16 protein-coding genes and 1 pseudogene are annotated in these 18849 nt (G+C 70.5%); 7 read left to right on the top strand and 10 right to left on the bottom strand.

Going from position 1 to position 18849, the window contains the following annotated elements:
• Nucleotides 1–75: 75 nt before the first annotated feature.
• Nucleotides 76–597, bottom strand: coding sequence for a hypothetical protein (locus ACFFRH_RS41560; protein ID WP_344748855.1), 522 nt, complete (start codon nucleotides 595–597; stop codon nucleotides 76–78).
• A gap of 143 nt (nucleotides 598–740) precedes the next feature.
• Here ACFFRH_RS41560 and ACFFRH_RS41555 point away from each other — a divergent pair, with 143 nt between their 5' ends.
• Nucleotides 741–995: a helix-turn-helix transcriptional regulator gene (locus ACFFRH_RS41555; RefSeq protein WP_344748854.1), complete on the top strand. Its 255-nt coding sequence runs from the start codon at nucleotides 741–743 to the stop codon at nucleotides 993–995.
• Between the two features lie 105 nt (nucleotides 996–1100).
• On the opposite strand, the gene ACFFRH_RS41550 is transcribed toward ACFFRH_RS41555, so the two are convergent.
• Nucleotides 1101–1304, bottom strand: a complete 204-nt coding sequence (locus tag ACFFRH_RS41550; protein ID WP_344748852.1) for an excalibur calcium-binding domain-containing protein — start codon at nucleotides 1302–1304, stop codon at nucleotides 1101–1103.
• Between ACFFRH_RS41550 and ACFFRH_RS41545 the strand changes: the two genes are divergently transcribed.
• Both ACFFRH_RS41545 and ACFFRH_RS41540 read left to right on the top strand, forming a co-directional pair.
• Complete coding sequence (locus ACFFRH_RS41545) at nucleotides 1262–1501, top strand: hypothetical protein (RefSeq protein WP_344748869.1); 240 nt, start codon at nucleotides 1262–1264, stop codon at nucleotides 1499–1501. The genes ACFFRH_RS41550 and ACFFRH_RS41545 overlap by 43 nt on opposite strands.
• 89 nt (nucleotides 1502–1590) lie before the next feature.
• A complete protein-coding gene (locus ACFFRH_RS41540; protein WP_344748850.1) occupies nucleotides 1591–2994 on the top strand; it encodes an SDR family oxidoreductase in 1404 nt (467 codons plus the stop codon).
• A gap of 11 nt (nucleotides 2995–3005) precedes the next feature.
• Here ACFFRH_RS41540 and ACFFRH_RS41535 read toward each other — a convergent pair whose 3' ends face one another.
• From ACFFRH_RS41535 to ACFFRH_RS41510, 6 genes are all read right to left on the bottom strand, one after another.
• Complete coding sequence (locus ACFFRH_RS41535; RefSeq protein WP_386163497.1) at nucleotides 3006–4784, bottom strand: glycoside hydrolase family 15 protein; 1779 nt, start codon at nucleotides 4782–4784, stop codon at nucleotides 3006–3008.
• A 28-nt stretch (nucleotides 4785–4812) separates the two neighbouring features.
• Entirely contained in the window at nucleotides 4813–7659 is a 2847-nt protein-coding gene (locus tag ACFFRH_RS41530) for an FAD-binding and (Fe-S)-binding domain-containing protein (protein ID WP_386163495.1), read from the bottom strand.
• A 190-nt stretch (nucleotides 7660–7849) separates the two neighbouring features.
• Nucleotides 7850–8965, bottom strand: coding sequence for an enolase C-terminal domain-like protein (locus tag ACFFRH_RS41525; RefSeq protein ID WP_386163493.1), 1116 nt, complete (start codon nucleotides 8963–8965; stop codon nucleotides 7850–7852).
• Nucleotides 8962–10761 carry a thiamine pyrophosphate-requiring protein gene (locus ACFFRH_RS41520; RefSeq protein ID WP_386163491.1) on the bottom strand — a complete coding sequence of 600 codons (1800 nt, stop codon included), beginning with the start codon at nucleotides 10759–10761 and terminating at the stop codon, nucleotides 8962–8964. Before ACFFRH_RS41520 ends, ACFFRH_RS41525 begins: the two co-directional genes overlap by 4 nt.
• A 305-nt stretch (nucleotides 10762–11066) precedes the next feature.
• Nucleotides 11067–11285: a hypothetical protein gene (locus ACFFRH_RS41515; protein ID WP_386163489.1), complete on the bottom strand. Its 219-nt coding sequence runs from the start codon at nucleotides 11283–11285 to the stop codon at nucleotides 11067–11069.
• Between the two features lie 579 nt (nucleotides 11286–11864).
• Complete coding sequence (locus tag ACFFRH_RS41510) at nucleotides 11865–13046, bottom strand: site-specific integrase (RefSeq protein ID WP_386163487.1); 1182 nt, start codon at nucleotides 13044–13046, stop codon at nucleotides 11865–11867.
• Between ACFFRH_RS41510 and ACFFRH_RS41505 the strand changes: the two genes are divergently transcribed.
• Together ACFFRH_RS41505 and ACFFRH_RS41500 are read left to right on the top strand one after the other, a co-directional pair.
• Nucleotides 13045–14367, top strand: coding sequence for a hypothetical protein (locus ACFFRH_RS41505; RefSeq protein WP_386163485.1), 1323 nt, complete (start codon nucleotides 13045–13047; stop codon nucleotides 14365–14367). The two genes, ACFFRH_RS41510 and ACFFRH_RS41505, sit on opposite strands and share 2 nt — an antisense overlap.
• On the top strand, nucleotides 14252–15175 hold the full coding sequence (locus ACFFRH_RS41500) for an IS3 family transposase (RefSeq protein WP_386163483.1): 924 nt from the start codon (nucleotides 14252–14254) through the stop codon (nucleotides 15173–15175). The genes ACFFRH_RS41505 and ACFFRH_RS41500 overlap by 116 nt, the downstream gene beginning before the upstream one ends.
• 754 nt (nucleotides 15176–15929) lie before the next feature.
• Here the strand turns inward: ACFFRH_RS41500 and ACFFRH_RS41495 are convergent.
• Nucleotides 15930–16331, bottom strand: a complete 402-nt coding sequence (locus ACFFRH_RS41495; RefSeq protein WP_386163481.1) for a DUF3147 family protein — start codon at nucleotides 16329–16331, stop codon at nucleotides 15930–15932.
• Complete coding sequence (locus tag ACFFRH_RS41490) at nucleotides 16328–16669, bottom strand: DUF3147 family protein (protein ID WP_386163478.1); 342 nt, start codon at nucleotides 16667–16669, stop codon at nucleotides 16328–16330. Before ACFFRH_RS41490 ends, ACFFRH_RS41495 begins: the two co-directional genes overlap by 4 nt.
• 665 nt (nucleotides 16670–17334) lie before the next feature.
• Between ACFFRH_RS41490 and ACFFRH_RS41485 the strand changes: the two are divergent.
• Both ACFFRH_RS41485 and ACFFRH_RS41480 read left to right on the top strand, forming a co-directional pair.
• Nucleotides 17335–18483, top strand: a pseudogene (locus ACFFRH_RS41485) (IS3 family transposase).
• Nucleotides 18480–18746, top strand: coding sequence for a multicopper oxidase domain-containing protein (locus ACFFRH_RS41480; RefSeq protein WP_386163476.1), 267 nt, complete (start codon nucleotides 18480–18482; stop codon nucleotides 18744–18746). The pseudogene ACFFRH_RS41485 and the gene ACFFRH_RS41480 overlap by 4 nt, the downstream one beginning before the upstream one ends.
• Nucleotides 18747–18849 lie beyond the last annotated feature (103 nt).

The following is an 18849-nucleotide window of genomic DNA, read 5'->3' as shown; positions in this document are numbered from 1 at the left end:
ACTGTGGATACCGGGTTCCCCAGACGTTCCACCCCGCACGCCTTCCGCTGCTTGCGGAAACAAGCACAAAACAACCTACTTATGAGCCAAACGCTCACTAAGTGGGTGTTTGAGAGGTCTTCGATCACCTCTCAAACACCCACTGAGGTTGACGCCGGAGCACTGGGCGTGCGGGAAGAGGTCAGGGCGAGAAGCCTCGCTCAGCGCCTGCAGGTGTTCGGCGGGGATGTCGGGTTTGGCGGGGGCGAACATCTCCGGGATGACCGCCTGCGGATCGCTGCCGGCCTCGCGGGCTTGGGCGAACACCGAGCGCGGGCGCGGTACCCCGCTGCTCCAGGAGGGGGCCAACGGGAGGCGGGATTCGACGATGACGCCGGCGTGCGTGGCGTTGATCAAAGCTTGGGTCGCCTCGTGCTGGATGGACAGCTCCTCGGTGAGGTTGAGGCGTGCGCCGTGGATGAGGGACAGGATGGAGTTGATCTCCCACGACAGCTGGGCGGCTTGGACCAGCAGCCAGGCGGGGGAGTGGCCGCCGTGGTGGTTGCGGCGTGGTACGGCGACTGTGCGGGCGGGGCGACGCGACTCCGTTGTGATCATGGTTGCCTCTTCAGGTTTGCCGAGGTGAGCAAAGGGGTCGCCGTCAGCTTCCCGGCTGCGTGGGGGCGGACGCTGATCACCCTCCGTTATATGTACCAAACTTGGTACAGACCTTTGAGGATCATGCACGCCACCTTGGGTAAGTGCCCGCCCCGATCACGCCACGCCTCGCTGAGCTGCGCAGACAGTTCGGCCTGCGGCTACGCGACGTGCGGGAAGGTCAAGGACTCAGCCAGGAACGCCTCGGAGAACTCGCCGACGTCGACCGCAAAACCATCAACTGCATCGAGAACGGCATGTACAGCCCCCGGCTGGACAACGTCTTCCAGATCGCCGACGCCCTCGACGTTTCGGTCACAGAGTTGTTCGACGGCTGCGAAGTCCTGCGCAGCGAGTAAACCGACAGTCGGAGATTCAGGCCGTCGACGAGGACGCCGGGCGATATCTCACCCCATCGCAGAAAGCCCCCGCCCTTCACGGACGGGAGCTTTCCGAGGCCAGGATCAGCGCTCGCAGACGACGCCGTCGCCGTCGCGGTCTTGGTGCCAGGCGTACTCGGGATCGGTTCCGCGCCGGTAGGGCCCGTATCCGGCGGCGTTGGCCGCCGCGCAGGTGGGAAAGCGGGGATCGTTTCCGCCCGAGGGTGGATCCGGCGTCGAGGTGGGTGCCGGGGTCGGAGTCGGGCCGGGGTGTTGGTGGTGTCGCACCGGCCCGACCAGATGCGCAGCCGCTCGCGCTTGGCCTTGGCCTGCTCGGCGCTGCGGCCAACGTCGTCGTCATCGGCATCGCCGCCCGCAACCGCACTCCGATCAGCTTCTGGGAGTTCACCAAATACGGGCTCGTCGTCGCCTTCACCGCCATCGCGCTGGTGACGCCGTACCTCTGGCTGTGCTACCTCATGTGAACGCAGCGACCATAAGAAGATTAACCCTTTTGACGTGTTTTGTCGCTTTTGGTCGGGTATGTCGACTCCTGCACGATGGGAGCCGAGCCATGACAACGCGAGATGGACGACGCGTCGTAGTGATCACCGGAGCCAGCGCGGGCATCGGCCGGGCCACCGCCCGCCGTTTCGCCGCCCGGGGCGACGCCGTGGCGCTGATCGCACGAGGCGCCGACGGCCTGGAGGGGGCCGCGCGCGAGGTGCGCCGGGCGGGCGGCGAGGCGCTGACCATCGCGGCCGACACCGCCGATCACGATCAGATCGACGCCGCCGCGGAGCGGGCCGAAGCCGAGCTCGGTCCCATCGACGTGTGGGTGAACGTCGCCTTCTCCTCGGTGTTCGCCCCCTTCACGGAGATCACCCCCGACGAGTTCCGCCGCGCGACCGAGGTCACCTACCTCGGCTTCGTCAACGGCACGCGGGCCGCGCTGAGGCGGATGCTACCCCGCGATCACGGCGTGGTCGTCCAGGTCGGCTCGGCGCTGGCGTACCGGGGGATCCCGCTGCAGAGCGCGTACTGCGGAGCCAAGCACGCCATCCAGGGGTTCAACGAGTCGCTGCGCTGCGAGTTGCTGCACGACAAAAGCAGCGTACGGGTCACCATGGTGCAGATGCCGGCGGTCAACACGCCGCAGTTCGACTGGGTGCTGTCGCGCCTGCCCGGCCATCCCCAGCCCGTTCCCCCGATCTACCAGCCCGAGATCCCCGCCGACGCCATCCTCTACGCGGCGGATCACCCGCGGCGGCGCGAATACTGGGTCGGCGTCTCGACCGCGGCGACGCTCCTCGCCAACGCGGTGATCCCCGGACTCCTGGACCGGTACCTGGGCTGGACGGGTTACGGCTCCCAGCAGACCACCGAGGTGACCCACCGCGACCCTCCCAACCTGTGGCGCCCGGCCGACGACGAACCCGGCACCGACGAGGGGGCGCACGGTTCCTTCGACCACAAGGCCATAACGCGCAGCCCCCAGCTCTGGGCTTCCCAGCATCACGGACTGCTCGCGGCATCGGCCCTGACGGCGGGTCTGGGCGCTCTGGCGTGGGCGCGTGGGCGCGAGACGGCGGGGACGACGCGGCCAGGGTCCTTCGAGGAACGGTCCGGTGGGAGGCTGCCGCCGGTGCGGGCGGTCGAGGTCGCACGCGCGGCATGGGGGCTGGCACTGCTGCTGGCGCCCTCGCAGGTGCTCCGCGTCCTCGGGGGGAGAGGCGATCACATGGCGAAGGCCGTCGCCCGCCTGCTGGGTGCCAGGCAACTGGGGCAGGCGGCCTGGTCGGGCCTTCGTCCCAGCCAGGCGGTGCTCGCCGGTGGCGCCGTGATCGACCTGGTGCACGCCGGCACCGCCCTGGCGCTCGGGGCTGCCGACCACCGATGGCGCCATGTCGCCCTGTCCGACGCGGGGGTCGCCCTCGCCTGGAGCCTGGCCGGACTGCGCGACAGCGGCAAACCGTGACACCGGCCGCCTTACGGGAAGGCATCCGCGCTGCCCGGCCCTGACGCCGACAGCGTCACCGCCGACTCCAGCAGCAGCGCGTGCACGAACGCCTGGGGCAGGTTGCCCCGCGACTGCCGCTGGCCGATGTCGTACTCCTCGGCGTACAGGCCGGGCGGGCCGCACGTGGCACGGTTGCGTTCGAACCAGCGGGTCGCCCCGATCTCGTCGCCACTCTGGTGCGCGGCGAGCGCGGCGATCAGCCCGCACAGCACGAAGGCGCCCTCGGCGTCGCAGAGGGGACGCCGGTCCTGGCGGAAGCGGTAGAGGTATCCGTCGCGTTCGAGTTCGGCGTGTACGGCCGCGCGCGTGGCGACGGTCCGCGGATCGTCGGGCGCCAGGGCGCCGCGGACGGCCGGGATGAGCAGGGCCGCGTCCACCCGCCGATCGTCGAAAGCGCGCTGCCAGTGGCCCAACGGGTGGAGCCCGTGCCGTGAGGTGTGGGCCAGGACGCTGTCGGCCAGAGCCCGCCAGTGAGCGGCCTGCCTGGCCGGGGCGACGGCCGCCGCGGCCTTCAGCCCGGCGATACAGGTCAGCTTGGAGTGCACCCACTGCCGCGGGGGCAACTCCCAGATTCCCGAGTCCGGCTCCCGCCACCGTCGCGCGATGGCGTCGACCGCGCCCTCCAGAGCGTGCCAGGAATCGATGTCCAGCCGGTCCCGGCGCGCGGAGGCGGCGAGAAGCAGCAGCCCCTCGCCGAACGCGTCCAGCTGGAGCTGCCCGGTCACCCAGTTGCCCACCCTGACCGGCGCCCCCGGGTAGCCGGGCAGGAACGGCAGCGCGCGCTCCTCGGGCACCCGGCCGCCGCCGGTGGTGTAGGCGGGGGCCAGATGGGGGCCGTCGGCCAGTAGCCGTGCGGTGATGAACGCGACCGCCGCGTCCAGCAGATCGTCGAGACCGGCGGCCGCCGCCGCGTGACCGGCATAACACTGGTCGCGGATCCAGGCGTAGCGGTAGTCGTAGTTGCGATCGGCCTCGGCGCGCTCGGGCAGCGAGGTGGTGGCCGCGGCGACCATCCCCCCGCCCGGTGCCGTCATGCCGCGCAGCAGCGCGTGGGCGTGCACGGCGTCGCGGTGGGCGACGCACCCCCGCAGGGAGGGCACCGCGACGAACCACGACTGTTCGGTGGCGCGCCACGCCGTCACCGGATCGACGGGCGCCCCCTCGAACGGGCGGCAGGCCAGCTCCAGGACGAGGTCGTGATGCCCGCCCTCGGGCACCCGCAGCTCGGCGCGCAGATCTCCCGCCCCTCCCTGGCGGGCATGCTCGGCACCTGTCCAGCGCAGATGCAGGTCGCCGGTGCGTCCGCTCCAGGTTCCCGCCTCGCGGTGCAGCTCACGCATGGGCCGCCTGCCGAAACCCGCCCGCGGATCGAGGATCACCGCCACCCGGGCGGGGCCGTCCACGGCCCGTATCCGGCGCAGCAACACGGCACGCTCCGGATCGCCGGGGAAGGCGAGGGCCTCACGGCACTCGACGATGCCGTGCGAGGTCACCCACCGGCTGTTCCAGATCAGCGAGCCGCCCTCGTAGAACCCGCCCCACACGAACCGTGCGTCGGTGGGCGTGACGGCATACATGCCACGGCCGCCGAGCAGGTTCGTGAACACGGCGTCGGAGTCCCACCGCGGCATGCACAGCCAGCCGATGTCCCCTCTCGGGCCGATCAGGGCCCCGCGATACCCGTCGGCGAGGAAGGCGTACTGCCGCAGCACCTGCGGAGCGAAGCCTGTGGCGTCCTCGTCCACCATGGAGCGACCCCCCTTCGGCACCCGGCGGTCAGCGGATCCCGCCCAGGCGCACCCGCTTCTCCTCCCGGCGCGCGGGGCCCGGTGACGGCCGTAGCAGCACCTCGGCGAGGAGTTCGGCCAGATGGACCGGTTTCGCGTGGGTGCCGGACTCGATCTGGGTACGGCAGGAGAAGCCGTCGGCGAGAATCCTGGTCCCCTCGTCCGCGGCCCGTACGGCGGGCCACAGCCCCAGCTCGGCTACCCCGGTCGAGATCTCGTGGTGGCCGCGCTCGAAGCCGAAGTTACCCGCGAGCCCGCAGCAGCCCACGTCCAGCACCTCGACCTGGATCCCGGCGCGCTTCAGCAGCCCGGCGTCGGCGTCGAAGCCCCAGATGGCGTGCTGGTGGCAGTGTGGCTGGGCGAGCGCGCGCACTCCCGTGCCCGGCGGCGGGGCGGTCGGCACCCGGTCGAGCAGCATCTCCGACAGCGACCTGGTCTGGCGGCCGAGCAGTTCCACGTCGGGGTCGCCGGACAGCAGCTCGGGCGCGTCGGAGCGCAGGACGGCGGCGCAGCTCGGCTCCAGTGCGACGACCGGCACACCCCGCCGCAGCCGGGGGGCCAGCGCCGCCACCGTCCGGCGCAGGACGCGCCTGGCGGTGGCGAGCTGGCCGGTGGAGATCCAGGTGAGCCCGCAGCACAGCGGCACCGGCGGCACCTCGACCCGGTAGCCGTGCGCCTCCAGCAGGCGCGTCGCCGCCACGGCCGCGCCGGGGTGGAAGTTATTGGTGAAGGTGTCCGGCCACAGCACGACCGGGTCGCCCTCGGCCGGCGGCCGGTCGCGGAACCAGTCGGTGAAGCGTTCGGTGGCGAAGCGCGGCAGCTCGCGGCGCCGGTCCACGCCCCCGGCCAGCCGGACCAGCCCGCTCAGGCCGGGCGCGTGGGTGAACGCGTTGACCGCTCCGGGGGCGAGGGAGGCGATCCTGGCCCACAGGGGCAGCCAGCCCATCGAGTAGTGCGCGGCCGGCCGTGGCCGCCACCGGTAGTGGTGGGAGAGGAACTCGGCCTTGTAGGTGGCCATGTCCACATGCACCGGGCACTCACCGCGGCAGCCCTTGCACGACAGGCACAGGTCGAGCGCCTCGTGCACCGCCCTGGAGCGCCAGCCGCCGGTGACGGTCTCGCCGCGCATCATCTCCATCAGGATGCGGGCCCGGCCTCGGGTGCTGTGCCGTTCCTCCCGGGTGACCCGGTAGCTGGGGCACATCACCCCGCCGGAGGTGGAGCGGCAGTTGCCGGCGCCGACACAGCGGGCGGCGGCGTGGGTGAACCGGTGGTGGTCGTCCGGGTAGCCGAAGTACGTCTCCGGCTCGGCGGGATGGTAGTCCAGGTGGTCGAGGTTCTCGTCCAGCCGGTACGGGTTGACGATCTTGCCCGGGTTCATCCGCCCCCCGGGGTCCCAGATCCGCTTGAAGACGCCGAACAGCCCGACGACCTCGGGGCCGAACATGATCGGCAGCAGCTCGCCCCGGGACTGCCCGTCGCCGTGCTCGCCGGACAGCGACCCGCCGTAGGAGGAGACCAGGTGCGCGGCCTCCTCGACGAACCGGCGGTACTTCGCCACCCCCTCGGGGTCGTCCAGGTCGAACGGTATCCGGGTGTGCACACATCCCTGCCCGAAATGCCCGTAGAGAGAGCAGTTGTGGTAGTCAAAGCGGTTCAGCAGGGCCTGGAAGTCGCGCAGGTAGTCGCCGAGCCGCTCCGGCGGGACGGCCGCGTCCTCCCAGCCCTCGTGGGTGTCGAGGTTGTCCGGCGGGTAGGCGGTCACGCCCAGCCCGGCCTCGCGGACCTTCCACACCCGCTCCTCCTCGGCGGGGTCGTCGAGATAGGTGGTGTGCGCGCTCTTGGCCTTGCCGAGCAGCTTCCTGGCCCGCTCGTCGGCCTCCTCGCGGGTGTCGCCGCCGAAGCGCACCATCAGCCAGCCCGACCCCTTGGGCAGCCTGTCCAGCACGTCCTGCCCGGCGGCGTGCTCGACCCGGGCCAGGTCCATCATCTCGTGGTCGAGCCCCTCCAGCGCCAGCGGCCGGTGCTTCACGATCGCTGGCACCATGTCGCCCGCCGTGGCGATGTCGGGGTAGCCCAGCACCGCCAGCGACTGGAACCGCGGCACCTCGACCAGCCTGATCTCCGCGTGCAGCACCGTGACCAGCGTCGACTCGCTGCCCACCAGCGCGCGGGCCACGTTGAAGCCGTTCTCCGGCAGCAGCGAGTCCAGGTTGTAGCCCGAGACGCGGCGCGGGATGTTCGGGTAGCGGGTCCGGATCAGCGCGAGGTTCTCGTCGCGCAGCCTCCGCATCGCCCGGTAGATCTCCGCCCGGCGCCCGCCCGGCGCGAGGATCCGCTCGTACTCCTCGTCGGAGGTCTCTGCCACCCACATCCGCAGGCCGTCGTAGGTGAGCACCTCCAGCCGGATCACCGAGTCGGCCATCTTCCCGTACGCCTGCGCCGAGGCGCCGCACGAGTTGTTGCCGATCATCCCGCCGATGGTGCAGGTGTCGTGGGTTGCGGGCTTGGGACCGACCATCAGGTGCCGGTCCGCCAGCTCGGCGTTGAGATCGTCCAGGCAGATGCCCGGCTCGACCAGCGCCCGCTCGCCGTCCACCGACAGCAGCCGCGTGCAGTACTTCGACCAGTCGATCACCACGCCCTCGTTGCAGCACTGCCCGGCCAGGCTGGTGCCCCCGCCCCGGGAGTGCATCGGCGCCCCGTGCTCGTGGCAGACGCGCACGGCCTCGGCCCCGGCCTCCACGGTGCGGGGCACCACGACCACGGACGGGGTCTGCCGGTAGTTCGAGGAGTCGTGGGCGTAGGCGGCCAGCGACCCCTCGTCGCGCCGCACCTCCCCGTCCACCCGATCGCTAAGACTGCGATAAAGAGACACGTACGGCTATATACCCGGCATATCACTAAATTGAGTAAAAGCGGGGAACTTTCCGGCATGGAGTTCTGCTGGAGCCGGAGCCGGGGTCCGCCACGTCCGCGGATCCGGCTTCCGCCCGGAGCCGGGCTCTGGCGGGCGGCCCGACGTCTCAGCCGACCCGGTACGGCTCGGCGTCGGCCCCGCGCAGGCTCAGGCCGTGCCCCGGCGCGTCCGGGCGGAGCCGCAGCAGCCCGTCGTCCGGGTCGAGGACGCCGTCGAAGAACATCGTCTCGATCCGCGCGTGGTCGTGGAACCACTCCAGGTGGCGCAGGTTGGGAACGGCCGCGGCGGCGTGCGCGTGCAGGTGCGGCGCGCAGTGCCCGGAGAGCTGCAGGCCGTACGAGGCGGCGACGGCGGCGACCCGCAGCCACTCGCTGATCCCGCCGCAGCGCGACACGTCGGCCTGCAGGCAGTCCACCGCCCCCGCCTGGCACATCCGCCGGAAATAGGTCAGGTCACCGCCGTACTCCCCGGCGGTGACCTCGGGCGACACGACGGCGCGGACCTCGCGCAGCCCGTCGAGGTCGTCGGAGGAGACGGGCTCCTCCAGCCAGCGCACGTCCAGCCCGGCCGCCTCGCCCATCACCCGGACGGCCTGCTTGACGGTGTAGCCGCCGTTGACGTCCACGAACAACTCGACGCCCTCGCCCACGACCTGCCTGGCCAGGCGCATCCGCTCCAGGTCGCGGCCTGGGTTCGCGCCCCAGGACTCCCCGATCTTGATCTTCACCCGGGAGATCCGCCGCTCCTGGGTCCAGTGGGTGAGCTGGCGGGTGAGCGCGCGGTCGTCGTAGGTGGTGAACCCGCCGCTGCCGTAGACCGGGACCTCCTCGCGGGCCGCGCCGATCAGCCGGTGCAGCGGCAGGTCCAGCAGGCGGGCCTTGAGATCCCACAGCGCCACGTCCACGGCGGAGAGCGCGTACCCGGCCACTCCCTGCCTGCCGTCGTTGCGCACCGCGCGGACCATGGCCTGCCAGGCGGCGGGGATGTCCAGCGCGGCGCGGCCCCGCACCACCGGGGCCAGCCGGTCGCCGATCACGGAGGCGCAGGCGGCGGGCCCGTACGTCCAGCCGAGACCGGTGCCGCCACCGGCCCGCACCCGCGCCAGCACGATCGTGGTCGAGTCCCAGGCCAGCGTCCCGTCGGCCTCGGGCCCGTCCGTCGGGACGGTGTAGGCGCTCGCCTCGACCGCCTCGACGAGCGGGCCGGTCGTGGGGCCGGTCACCTGCCGCCGTCGCGGTGCGGCAGGAACTCCTGCATCTTGGTTTTGATCCCCTCCCGCAGGACGCCCCAGCGGTTCTCGTCGCCCCGCAGGAGCGCCTCGGCGGCGTCCTTCATCTGCTCGAAGGTCGCGTGCGGCGGGATCGGCGGCACGTCCGGATCGACGTGCACGTCCAGGAGCACGGGCCGGTCGGCACCCAGCGCCCGCTCCCAGGCCGGCGCGACCTGCTCGGGGCTGTCGACGGTGAGGGCGCCCAGGCCCAGGCTCGCGGCGAAGGAGGCGTAGTCCACGTCCGGCAGGGTCTGCGACTGCGGGAACTTGGGCGCGCCCTGCATGGCGCGCATCTCCCAGGTGACCTGGTTGAGGTCGTTGTTGTGCAGCACCGCGACGATCAGCCGAGGGTCGGACCAGTCGCGCCAGTAATGCTTGACGGTGATCAGCTCGGCCAGGCCGTTCATCTGCATCGCCCCGTCACCGGCGAACACGATCACCGGACGGTCCGGGTGGGCGAACTTGGCGCCGATCCCGTACGGCACGCCCGCTCCCATGGTGGCCAGCGTGCCCGACAGCGAACCGCGCACGCCGTCGCGGAAGCGTAGGTTGCGGGCGTACCAGTTGGCGGCCGAGCCGGAGTCGGCGGCGACGATCGCGTCGGCCGGCAGCCGCGAGGACAGCTCGTGGAACAGGCGCATCGGATTGACCGGCTTGGCCTCGACCATCGCCTCCATCCGCATGGTCTCCCACCACCGCTCGACGCCGGACTCGATGCCCTCGCGCCAGGAGCGGTCCCGCCTGGGCTCCAGCAGCGGGATGAGGGCCCGCAGGGTGATCGCGGCGTCGCCGACCAGGTTCACCTCGTACGGGTAGCGTATGCCGATGAGTTTGGGGTCGATGTCGATCTGCACGGCCCGCGCCTGGTCCAGGTCCGGCAGGAACTGGGTGTAGGGGAAACTGGAGCCGACGGTGAGCAGCGTGTCGCAGCCGCTCATCATCTCGTAACTGGGCCGGGTGCCCAGAAGCCCGATGGAGCCGGTCACGTACGGCAGCTCGTCCGAGAGCACGTCCTTGCCCAGCAGTGCCTTGGCCACGCCCGCGCCCAGCAGCCCGGCGACCTGCTGGAGCTCCTCACGGGCCCCCCGGGCGCCCGAACCGGCCAGGATCGCGACCCTCTCGCCGGCGTTGAGCAGGTCGGCGGCGTAGTGGAGCGCCTCCTCGTCCGGAGAGATCGTCGGCCAGTCGATCCCGATGCTGGAGGGCACCATCTTGAACTCGTGGCCCGGCGCGGAGTAGTCCAGCTCCTGCACGTCGGCGGGCAGGACGACCGCGGTCGGGGCCCGCTCGGCCAGTGCCACCCGGATCGCCCGGTCCAGCACGTTCGGCAGCTGCTCGGGCACGGTGACCATCTGCACGTAGGCGCCGGCCACGTCCTTGTACAGCGACAGCAGATCGACCTCCTGCTGGTAGGAGCCGCCCATCGCGCTGCGGTTGGTCTGGCCGACGATCGCGAGCACCGGGACGTGGTCGAGCTTGGCGTCGTAGAGGCCGTTGAGCAGGTGGATCGCGCCCGGCCCCGAGGTCGCCGCGCAGACCCCGAGGCGGCCGCCGAACTTGGCGTAGCCGACCGCCTCGAACGCGCTCATCTCCTCGTGCCGCGCCTGGACGAACACCGGCCGGTCCCCGGCCCGTCCCCAGGCGGCGAGCAGGCCGTTGATGCCGTCGCCCGGATAGCCGAAAACCCTCTCGACCCCCCACTCACGCAGGCGCTCCAGCACATAGTCGGCAACGGTCGTCGAAGCCATCGGTCATTCCCCCTCAGACGGTCAAAGGACCGCTCTCACCTTGGGATATACCCCCGCCCCCGTCCACCCCACCGGCCGGTTCCAGGCCCGGCCGCCTCGGGCGAATCCGGTCCAGCCGCGACACCACCGGCCTGTTCACCGAGGAATACGAGGTGGCCCGGTACCGGCTCCGCGCCAGCCTGCCGCAGGCATTCGCGCGCGTCATGCCGCTGGAGGGCACCACCAGGCCGACCCCCACCCGGAGTCTCCGCCGGATCCGGAGCGGGCCACGCGGCACCCTCCTGCCGGCCGTTGGCCGTCGGCGCTCAGCGGCGCCGGGCTCCGGACCTGGGGGAGCGGCCCCTGCGCAGGGTCGCCAGCCACTCCCCGGTGACCAGCGCGCAGGCGGCAGCCACCGCGGTCAGCGCGAGACCCGCCAGGAAGAGCGGCCACGCCTGGGAAATCCCGGCGCCAAGGGTGAGCGCCAGCAAGACGATGAACGCGACACAGGAGGTGATCAACCGGAAGTTCAGCGGTTTCCTCATGACCCTCCCCCCCAGCCGGTGATGCCGTCGCTCCTTTTTCCTGCTTCTCCCCTACCCGAAATAGGCGCTAAACCACCACAAAAGGTGACATATTGCCCAACTGGCCTGTTCTGTAAACACCTTTCCCTGCACCCGGTGGGCCGGGCGGGAGCAGGACACCGGCGACCGTGATCGATGGGCGGCGTATCGGCGGGCTTGCGGGGTTGTTAGGGTGCGCGGCGGTGCGCCGGGAAGTCTGGTCGGCAGTTCTTCTCACACGTCCCCGACCGGACCGGAGCCCGCCGATGAACCTGCTGCTCGCCTTCTCCGCGCTGTTACTGCTCGCGGTCCTGATCTCCAGCCTGGCCAACCGGACGATCCTGAACCGCGCCGGGGTACATCACCTCCAGCAATCCCGGCCCGGTTCACCCTCTGCCAGCGTGCGCGGTTATGTTGCGAAACTCCTACGCACGTGTGCTGCCCTACAACGTGGCGACCCAGTACGTCCTGGCGGCCTTCTCCGCACTGCCGACAGGTGAACGTCACAGCGTCTTGGCCGCACTGCTGTGATAGCCCGCTCACCTCGCTCTGCCCCCTTTTTTACAGCCCGGCCTTGCCCATGGGGTTGTCCTTCCAGCGGTCGACGGCGCGGACGTAGCCGTGCACGGTGGGGGAAGTGGGCTTCCAGCGGCCCTGTTCGGCGATCTTGCCGGTAGGCACGTTCGCATCGGCCAAAGTGGTGGCGCCGCCGGCGCGTAGCCCGTGCGCGCTGTAGCGTTCGGCGTCGGCCAGGCCTGCGCGCAGTGCGGCGTCCTTGACGATGGTGTTCAGCGTGACGCCGGACAAGCGTAGCCCGCTGCGGCCGGCCCAGCCGGGGGTGCCGCCGATGCGGCCGAAGCGGTCGATGGGCCGCAGCAGCGCCCCGGTGGTGATGCCGCACTCGTGCAGCACGGCCAGCCAGGCCTGCACCGAGCGGACCGGGCAGGTGGAAAGGTGTGAGCCGTAGGGGACCGCGACGGTTTGCCCGGCGGCGTCCTGGTCGGTCTTGCTGACGGGGATGAACACCTCCAAACCCTGGCGCGGGAAGGTGAGGTGCTCGCAGTCGAGGGCGGCGAGTTCGCTGCGCCGGCCCATCAGCGCGAAGCCGAGCACCAGCGCGGCCCGGTCCCGGATCCCGGTAGGCGTGTCGTCGGGGGTGTGGGCGATGAGGCTGCGCAGGATGTCGATGGTGATCGGCGGGGCCTTGCGCACCGTGTTGCCCGGTTTGGTGCTCCAGGCGCGACGGTAGGCGCGTAACGCGTCGCGGGCGGCGGTGGTGTGCGGTCTGGCCAAGCCCGCCTTGCCGTGCGCGGACGACACGCAGGCCAGCGCCTGGTCGATGCTGGCCGGAGCCAGGCCGCGCCCGGCCAGCTCGGCGACGAAACTGGCCAGGGTCGCGCCGGTGGCCGGCAGCGGGGTACGTCCCGTGGCGGTGCACCAGGCCAGGTAGTCGGCCCAGACGCGGGCGTAGGCGCGGGTGGTGTTGGCCGCAGGAGCCGCCGCGATCAGCCGCGCCGCCTCCTCAGTCACCTGATCGTCGGCCGAACGCCGACCGTCGGTGACCGTCACTCCGTCCAAAACGACCGCATTGTCTATCCGTGCCGCATCGTCGGCCGGAGCGCGCCGAGCGAGCGCGGTCCCAGACGGGCTCGGCTCATCGGGGAAGGCATCCACTTCGGCACCGTCATCGCCGTCAAGGCCCAGCATCGTGCCGTCATCGTTGCCCGGGTGCTCCAGGTTCATGCGACTGCTCCTGTTGATTCATAGGACCATTGGTTCTATTTCGGCGTTCCAGGCTTGCGATAAGGCAACTTATCGCAAGCCTGCCTGGGATGCATTGATCTTCGAAATTTCGTTTCGTATCGAAACGAAAAGCGATCGTTCACGAACGATACGATGCTATTCTTTGTCGATGACTGAAGATCCTTCCCACGCGGTCGCCCCCTCCGCCCCCCTGGAGACAGGCCCAGATGATCCCGATACCGGGCGGATGTGCGCCCGCTCGGGCTGCGCCAACCGGCTGGAACCCACCGGGCGTGGTGGCGGGCGCCGCAGCGGCCGCCCGGCCCTGTACTGCGGAGACGCCTGCCGCAGCGCCGCACACCGCGCCCGCACCGCCACCCACACCCCGATGGTCGCCGAGGCGCTGCGCCGCACCGGCGCGCTGAGCGGGGACCTGCTGGCCGCGGGCGAGCAGTGGAGCGTCCAGCTGGCCGCGTTCCGCGAGGCGCTGCACGCCGCGACCACCGGCGCGCTCACCCAGATCGACGCCGCCGAACAAGCCGCCGAAGAGGCCCGCGCCGCCGCCGCGGCCGCCGAGCAGCGCGCTGCCGACCACGTCGCCGCCGCCGACCGGCGCGCCACCGCCGCTCAAGACAAGGCCAAGGCCGCGATCGCCGCCAGCGAGACAGCGATGGAAAAAGCCGCCGCGGCCCAGCAACGCGCCGAGGAGTCCGAACGCGCGGCCTGGCGCACCGCCGGCGAGCACGAATCCGCCCGCACCCACGCCCAGCAAAACGCCACCACCAGCGCCGAACGCGCCACCACCGCCGAACGCGCGACCCGGCGCATCACCTCCGAACGTGACGCTCTGCAAGGCGTCCTGGACACCGAACGCCGCCAGGCCCGCGCCGCGGCCACCGAACACGACCGGCAGATCGCCGCACTAAAAACCGCCCTGGCCGACCGCACCACCGCTCTCGACCAGGCACATACCGATCTGAAAGCCGCTGCCAGCCGAGCCGAGCGCGCCGAGACCGCCCGGGAGAAGACACACCAGGAAGTCGCGGCGGCCCGCGCCGAGACCACCCAGGTGCGCGAGGAACTCGCCACCGAACGTGAACAACTGCGGCGAACCGGCATCCAGCGCGATGAGGCACGCACCGCAATCGCGGTGGCCGGCGCCCGACTGGAGGTCCTGCAAAAGGCGCTGGAAGGGGCCGAACTCCGTGCTCAAGCCGCCGAACAGCGCGAAGAGGCCGCCCAGCAGACGATTAACCGTCTACTCACTCTTCAACCGCCTCCGCAAGCCGCAACCGCTGAGGGTGGGCTTGATCCGGTTTGACGGACATTCGAGATCAGGGGCTCGTCCCCGAAAGGATGTCCATGATGGAGAGCATGGGGAAGAAGAAGCCGCGTCCTCGCCGGCCGAGCGCATCGCCGAGGTGCACGTGCGCCCGCGGGGCAGCTACGGCGCACCGCGGGTGCACGCGCAGTTGCAGCAGGACGGGCAGCGATGTGGCAGGCGGCGGGTGGCCCGGCTGATGCGCACGCTCGGTCTGGCCGGACGGTATCGGCGCCGCCGGCGGCAGACCGCGATCTCCGATCCGTACGCGAGCCTGCGGCCAGACCTGATCGAGCGCGATTTCATGCCGGACGCGGCGGCCATCGATACGCGCTGGTGCGGCGACATCACATATGTGCCGACCGAGGAGGGCCGGCTGTATCTGGCCACCGTCATCGACATCGCCTCCCGCCGGGTGGTCGGCTGGGCGACCGCCGGTCACCTACGTACCGATCTGGTCGCCGAGGCCCTGCAGCAGGCCTGCGCCCGTCGTCGGCCGAGCGGGCCGGTGATCTTCCATTCGGATCGTGGTTGTCAATATACGAGCGCCGCCTACGCCCAGCTGGCCATGCGGCCAGGGGTGCGGCTGTCGGTCGGGCGCACCGGCCAGTGCTGGGATAACGCGCTGGCCGAGTCGTTCTTCGCCACCCTCAAGGGAGAACTCCTCGACATCCAGCCCTGGCCCACCCGAGCCGCCGCCCACAGCGCGATCTTCGAGTTCATCGAAGGCTGGTACAACCTGCACCGCCTGCACAGCAGCCTGGGCTACCGTAGCCCTGCCGCCCACGAGGCCGCCGCAGCGGCCTGACCACCACAACGATGGTGTCCGCCGAAGCGGAGCAAGTTCAATCCAGGGAAGCCATCTCAGGCGCTCGGGCCCGCGCGAAGCTTCGGGAACGGATGAAGCGGAGCTGAGCCGGTGTGCCACCCCAAAGGGGGGCGCACAAGTTTCCCGAGGCGAGATCACGCTGATGCGATGTGAACCCACAGGGTCTGTGCCCATATTCACTGAACAGGGTGGAAAGTCCTACTCCGGTTGGTAGGTCTCTGGACCTATATCCGCGATGGGGTTGCACGACGGGGGAGGAAAGGGCCGACGCTTTTCCGTCGGCGCCTATCCGGATCCGTCCGTCTACCCTGGGTGGCCTCGCGGCGCGGGTCAGGCGGCGCAGGAACGGGCGGTCGATCATGGGCGGGTTTCCTTACTGCGGGCTCGGAGCTCTGTTCGCCCGGGGCGGTATCGCCATGAAGCCGCTTCGGAAGGTTTTCCGGTTCCACCCCAGAGGCGGCCTACCCGCGCGGGCCCCGGCCGGGTAAACGCCACTCAAGGACGGCGTTTGCGCAGTCGGGCCCGCCCGAGGCGAGCGAGTTCACGGCGGCCGGTGTCAGCAAGGCGCACGCCCGGCCGCCATCCCGGGCCCAGACAGCGACATAGAACTCCTCGACCACCTGCCCGGACGCGCATCTCCGGCCAGCAAAACCAGGCCGATCACCGCATACACCTCGGGTCTTTCATAGCGCTACCTCCCCGGCCGAAGGCGGGTGATCCGAGGCCACTGGGTTCATCGGCCACGACGGGCGCCGAACACCAGGTACAGGGCGGCGGCGATCACCGCCCACGCCACGGTGGCGATTCCCAGGACGAGCGGAGCAGGCAGCCGGGCGGCCAGCGCCCAGACGCACCCGGCGAAGACAATCATGCCCGCCGCGCCCAGCACCGCACCCCGGGCGTCCTGGGCGGCCGGAGCGCGCCGGTGCTCCTTCTCCTCGATGAGGGTCAGCGTGGCGGCCAGGATGGCAGGAAAGGCCAGGAACACCCCTCCCGTGACCGGCCCCTGCTGTAGCCCGACCAAGCCGGCGACCACCGAGACCAGCGCGCCGAAGCCGAAGCGCACCGCCAGCCCACGCACCGGTGTGTTCCGCAGTCTGGAAGGCCGCAGCCGGATCTTCTCTCCCGCGCTCATGTCATCAGCGCCCAGCCCGCGCCCGCGACAGCCACCCACGCCGCCAGTGCCGTCAGCGACCCCACCAGAGCGCCCAGGCGGCGCACCAGGGGCACGGCCACCGCGCAGTAGGCCACCATCGCCACCGCCCCGGCGATCATGCCGAGCGCGGACTCCGCGAGCGCGCGGCTGCCCTCGTTCAACACCGTAACCGTCATCCCGGCCAGCGCCACAGCGGGAGCGGCGGCGAAGATGCCGGCGAACCGCTTCGGCGTCGTCATCTCACCGATCATGGCGAAGGTCATCACAAGAACGCCTCCGAACAATCCTCGCACCGCGATCCACCACACCTGGCTCATCGGCGTCCTCCCGGCAACGCGGGCGGCCTGGGAGGAGGGAGGCATCGTCCCCTAAGCCCGCGCCTCATCCCCGTGTACCTTCCGCCGCGGGCGGAAGGCACACGGCTCAGGTCGCCCGCGCGGCCTCTCCCGCCTGCTGCGGGCTGGAGTGGCAGCGCTGGCTGGGCAGCGGCTTCTTCGTCGGCGGCTCGCCATTGGACTGCCCCCCAGCAGCTCGGGAAAAGCCCGCAGCGGGGATAAAGATCGGCAAAGCGGCAGGGGATTCGGCGCGATGAGGGCGGGTTGTGCCCGCCTCGCGGTGGCGGCGGACGCGGAGCGGGTGATGCTGCCGGCGGGATTCCGGGCCGGGCCGCCGCCGAACCGCCACCTGGCGTCGACCGGATCATCGAATGGCCGGCTTCGGTAACCGGCGCTCGAACCTGAGTGAGAGTCCGGCAGGCCGGATACGGTGCCGGAGTTCGGGAAAAGGCTTGTTCGAGGGCCCGCTCAGCACCTGCCTGCCGGGTCGGAGCACTCACGTAGTGGGCACTGGTGGTCAGGGTGTGGGGAACGCCTTCACCGCTTGGTGCACCTTCTGTCGGACCGGACATCGAAACTGATGTACCCCGGCTTTCGTGGAGTCGCTTTGATTGACTACATGCCTCCGCTCCCTTCAAGAGGTCGGCATGTCTAAGAGATATCCCCCTGAGTTTCGCCGCAAGGTCGGAGGACCTGCTGAAGGCCGGCCGGACCGTGCGGCAAGTGGCCTTCGATCTACAGATCAGCGACCAGACGATCTACAACTGGCGTGAGCAGGAGCTGATCGACACCGGTCAGAAGCCCGGCATCACCTCCTGCGATCACCTTGAGCTGGTCGCGGCCCGGCGCAAGATCGCTGAGCTGGAGACCGAGCTGGCCGTGACCAGGCGCGCCGCAGAGCTTCTGAGAGAGGCGGTGCCCCCAAAAGGCGGTTCGAGGCCATCGCGGTGATGGCCGCCGAAGGGCTCCCCATCCAGGTCTGCTGCCGGATCATGAACGTGTCGGAGTCGGGCTTCTACGCCTGGCGAGACCGGCCGCCCTCGGCCCGGACGCTCCGGCACGCCTGGCTGACCGACGAAATTCGCAAAGTGCACGCCGCATCCAACGGCGTCTACGGCGGCCTGCGGGTTCACGCTGAACTCACCATGGGGCGCGGCATCGCGGTCGGGCACGGTGCGGTGGCCATGCTGACGCACCGCGCCGGTATCAAAGGCCTGCCCGGCAACAAGCGCCGCCGGCCCGTTCATCAGACCCCCACCGCCGCGGATCTGGTCGAGCGCCAGTTCGCCCGGGGCGCCCCCAACGAGCTGGGGGTCACCGACATCACCGAGCACCCCACCCGCGAGGGCAAGGTCTACTGCTACGTCGTCTTGGACGTCTACTCCCGCCGGGTGGTGGGATGGTCCATCGATGCCGGCCAGACCGCAACGCTGGTCACCAACGCGCTCGGCATGGCCATCCACAACCGCACACCACCGCCTGGAACGCTGATTCACTCCGATCACGGAGTGCAATTCACCTCCTGGCCCTTCACCCAACGCGCCAAGGCCTCTGGCCTGGTCCCGTCCATGGGATCGATCGGCGACTGCTTCGACAACGCCGTCATCGAGTCGTTCTGGGGACGGATGCAGACCGAGCTGCTCAACCGCAAGCGATGGAGGACCCGGATCGAACTGGCAAATGCGATCTTCGAATACCTGGAGATCTTCCACAACCGGCAACGACGACACAGTGCCTTGGGGATGCTCACCCCCATCGAATACGAGATGCTCTACCCGAACGTCCAGTCGGCATGAGAGTCAACCAAACCGACTCCACCGAACTCGGGGTACATCAAAGCCTCCAGCAATCCCGGCGCGGTTCACCGTCCGGCAGCCCGCTGTGGCTGGACACCTTCGACGTGCGGCCCGGCGAGGTGCGGGAGATGGCGTTCCGCGCGGCCAATCCCGGCGTGTGGATGAACCACTGCCACAACCTCGCGCACGCCGACCAGGGGACGGCCCCGCATCTGCGGTACGAGGGCGTGACATCCCCCTTCCACGGCGGGCACGGCGGCTAGCACCGCGTGGAAGTTTCACGGCGGGGCGGGGCGTCCCGCCACCGGGCGGAAGTGGTCTTCGCAGGAGACGAGCGGGGACGGGCCGGCACGGAAGGATCATGCC

Origin of the sequence: Streptosporangium vulgare (assembly GCF_042428775.1) — a bacterium.
Classification (GTDB): Bacteria; Actinomycetota; Actinomycetes; order Streptosporangiales; family Streptosporangiaceae; genus Streptosporangium; species Streptosporangium vulgare.
The sequence above is the reverse complement of the archived record's forward strand: the minus strand, read 5'-3'. Positions and strand labels throughout refer to the sequence as shown.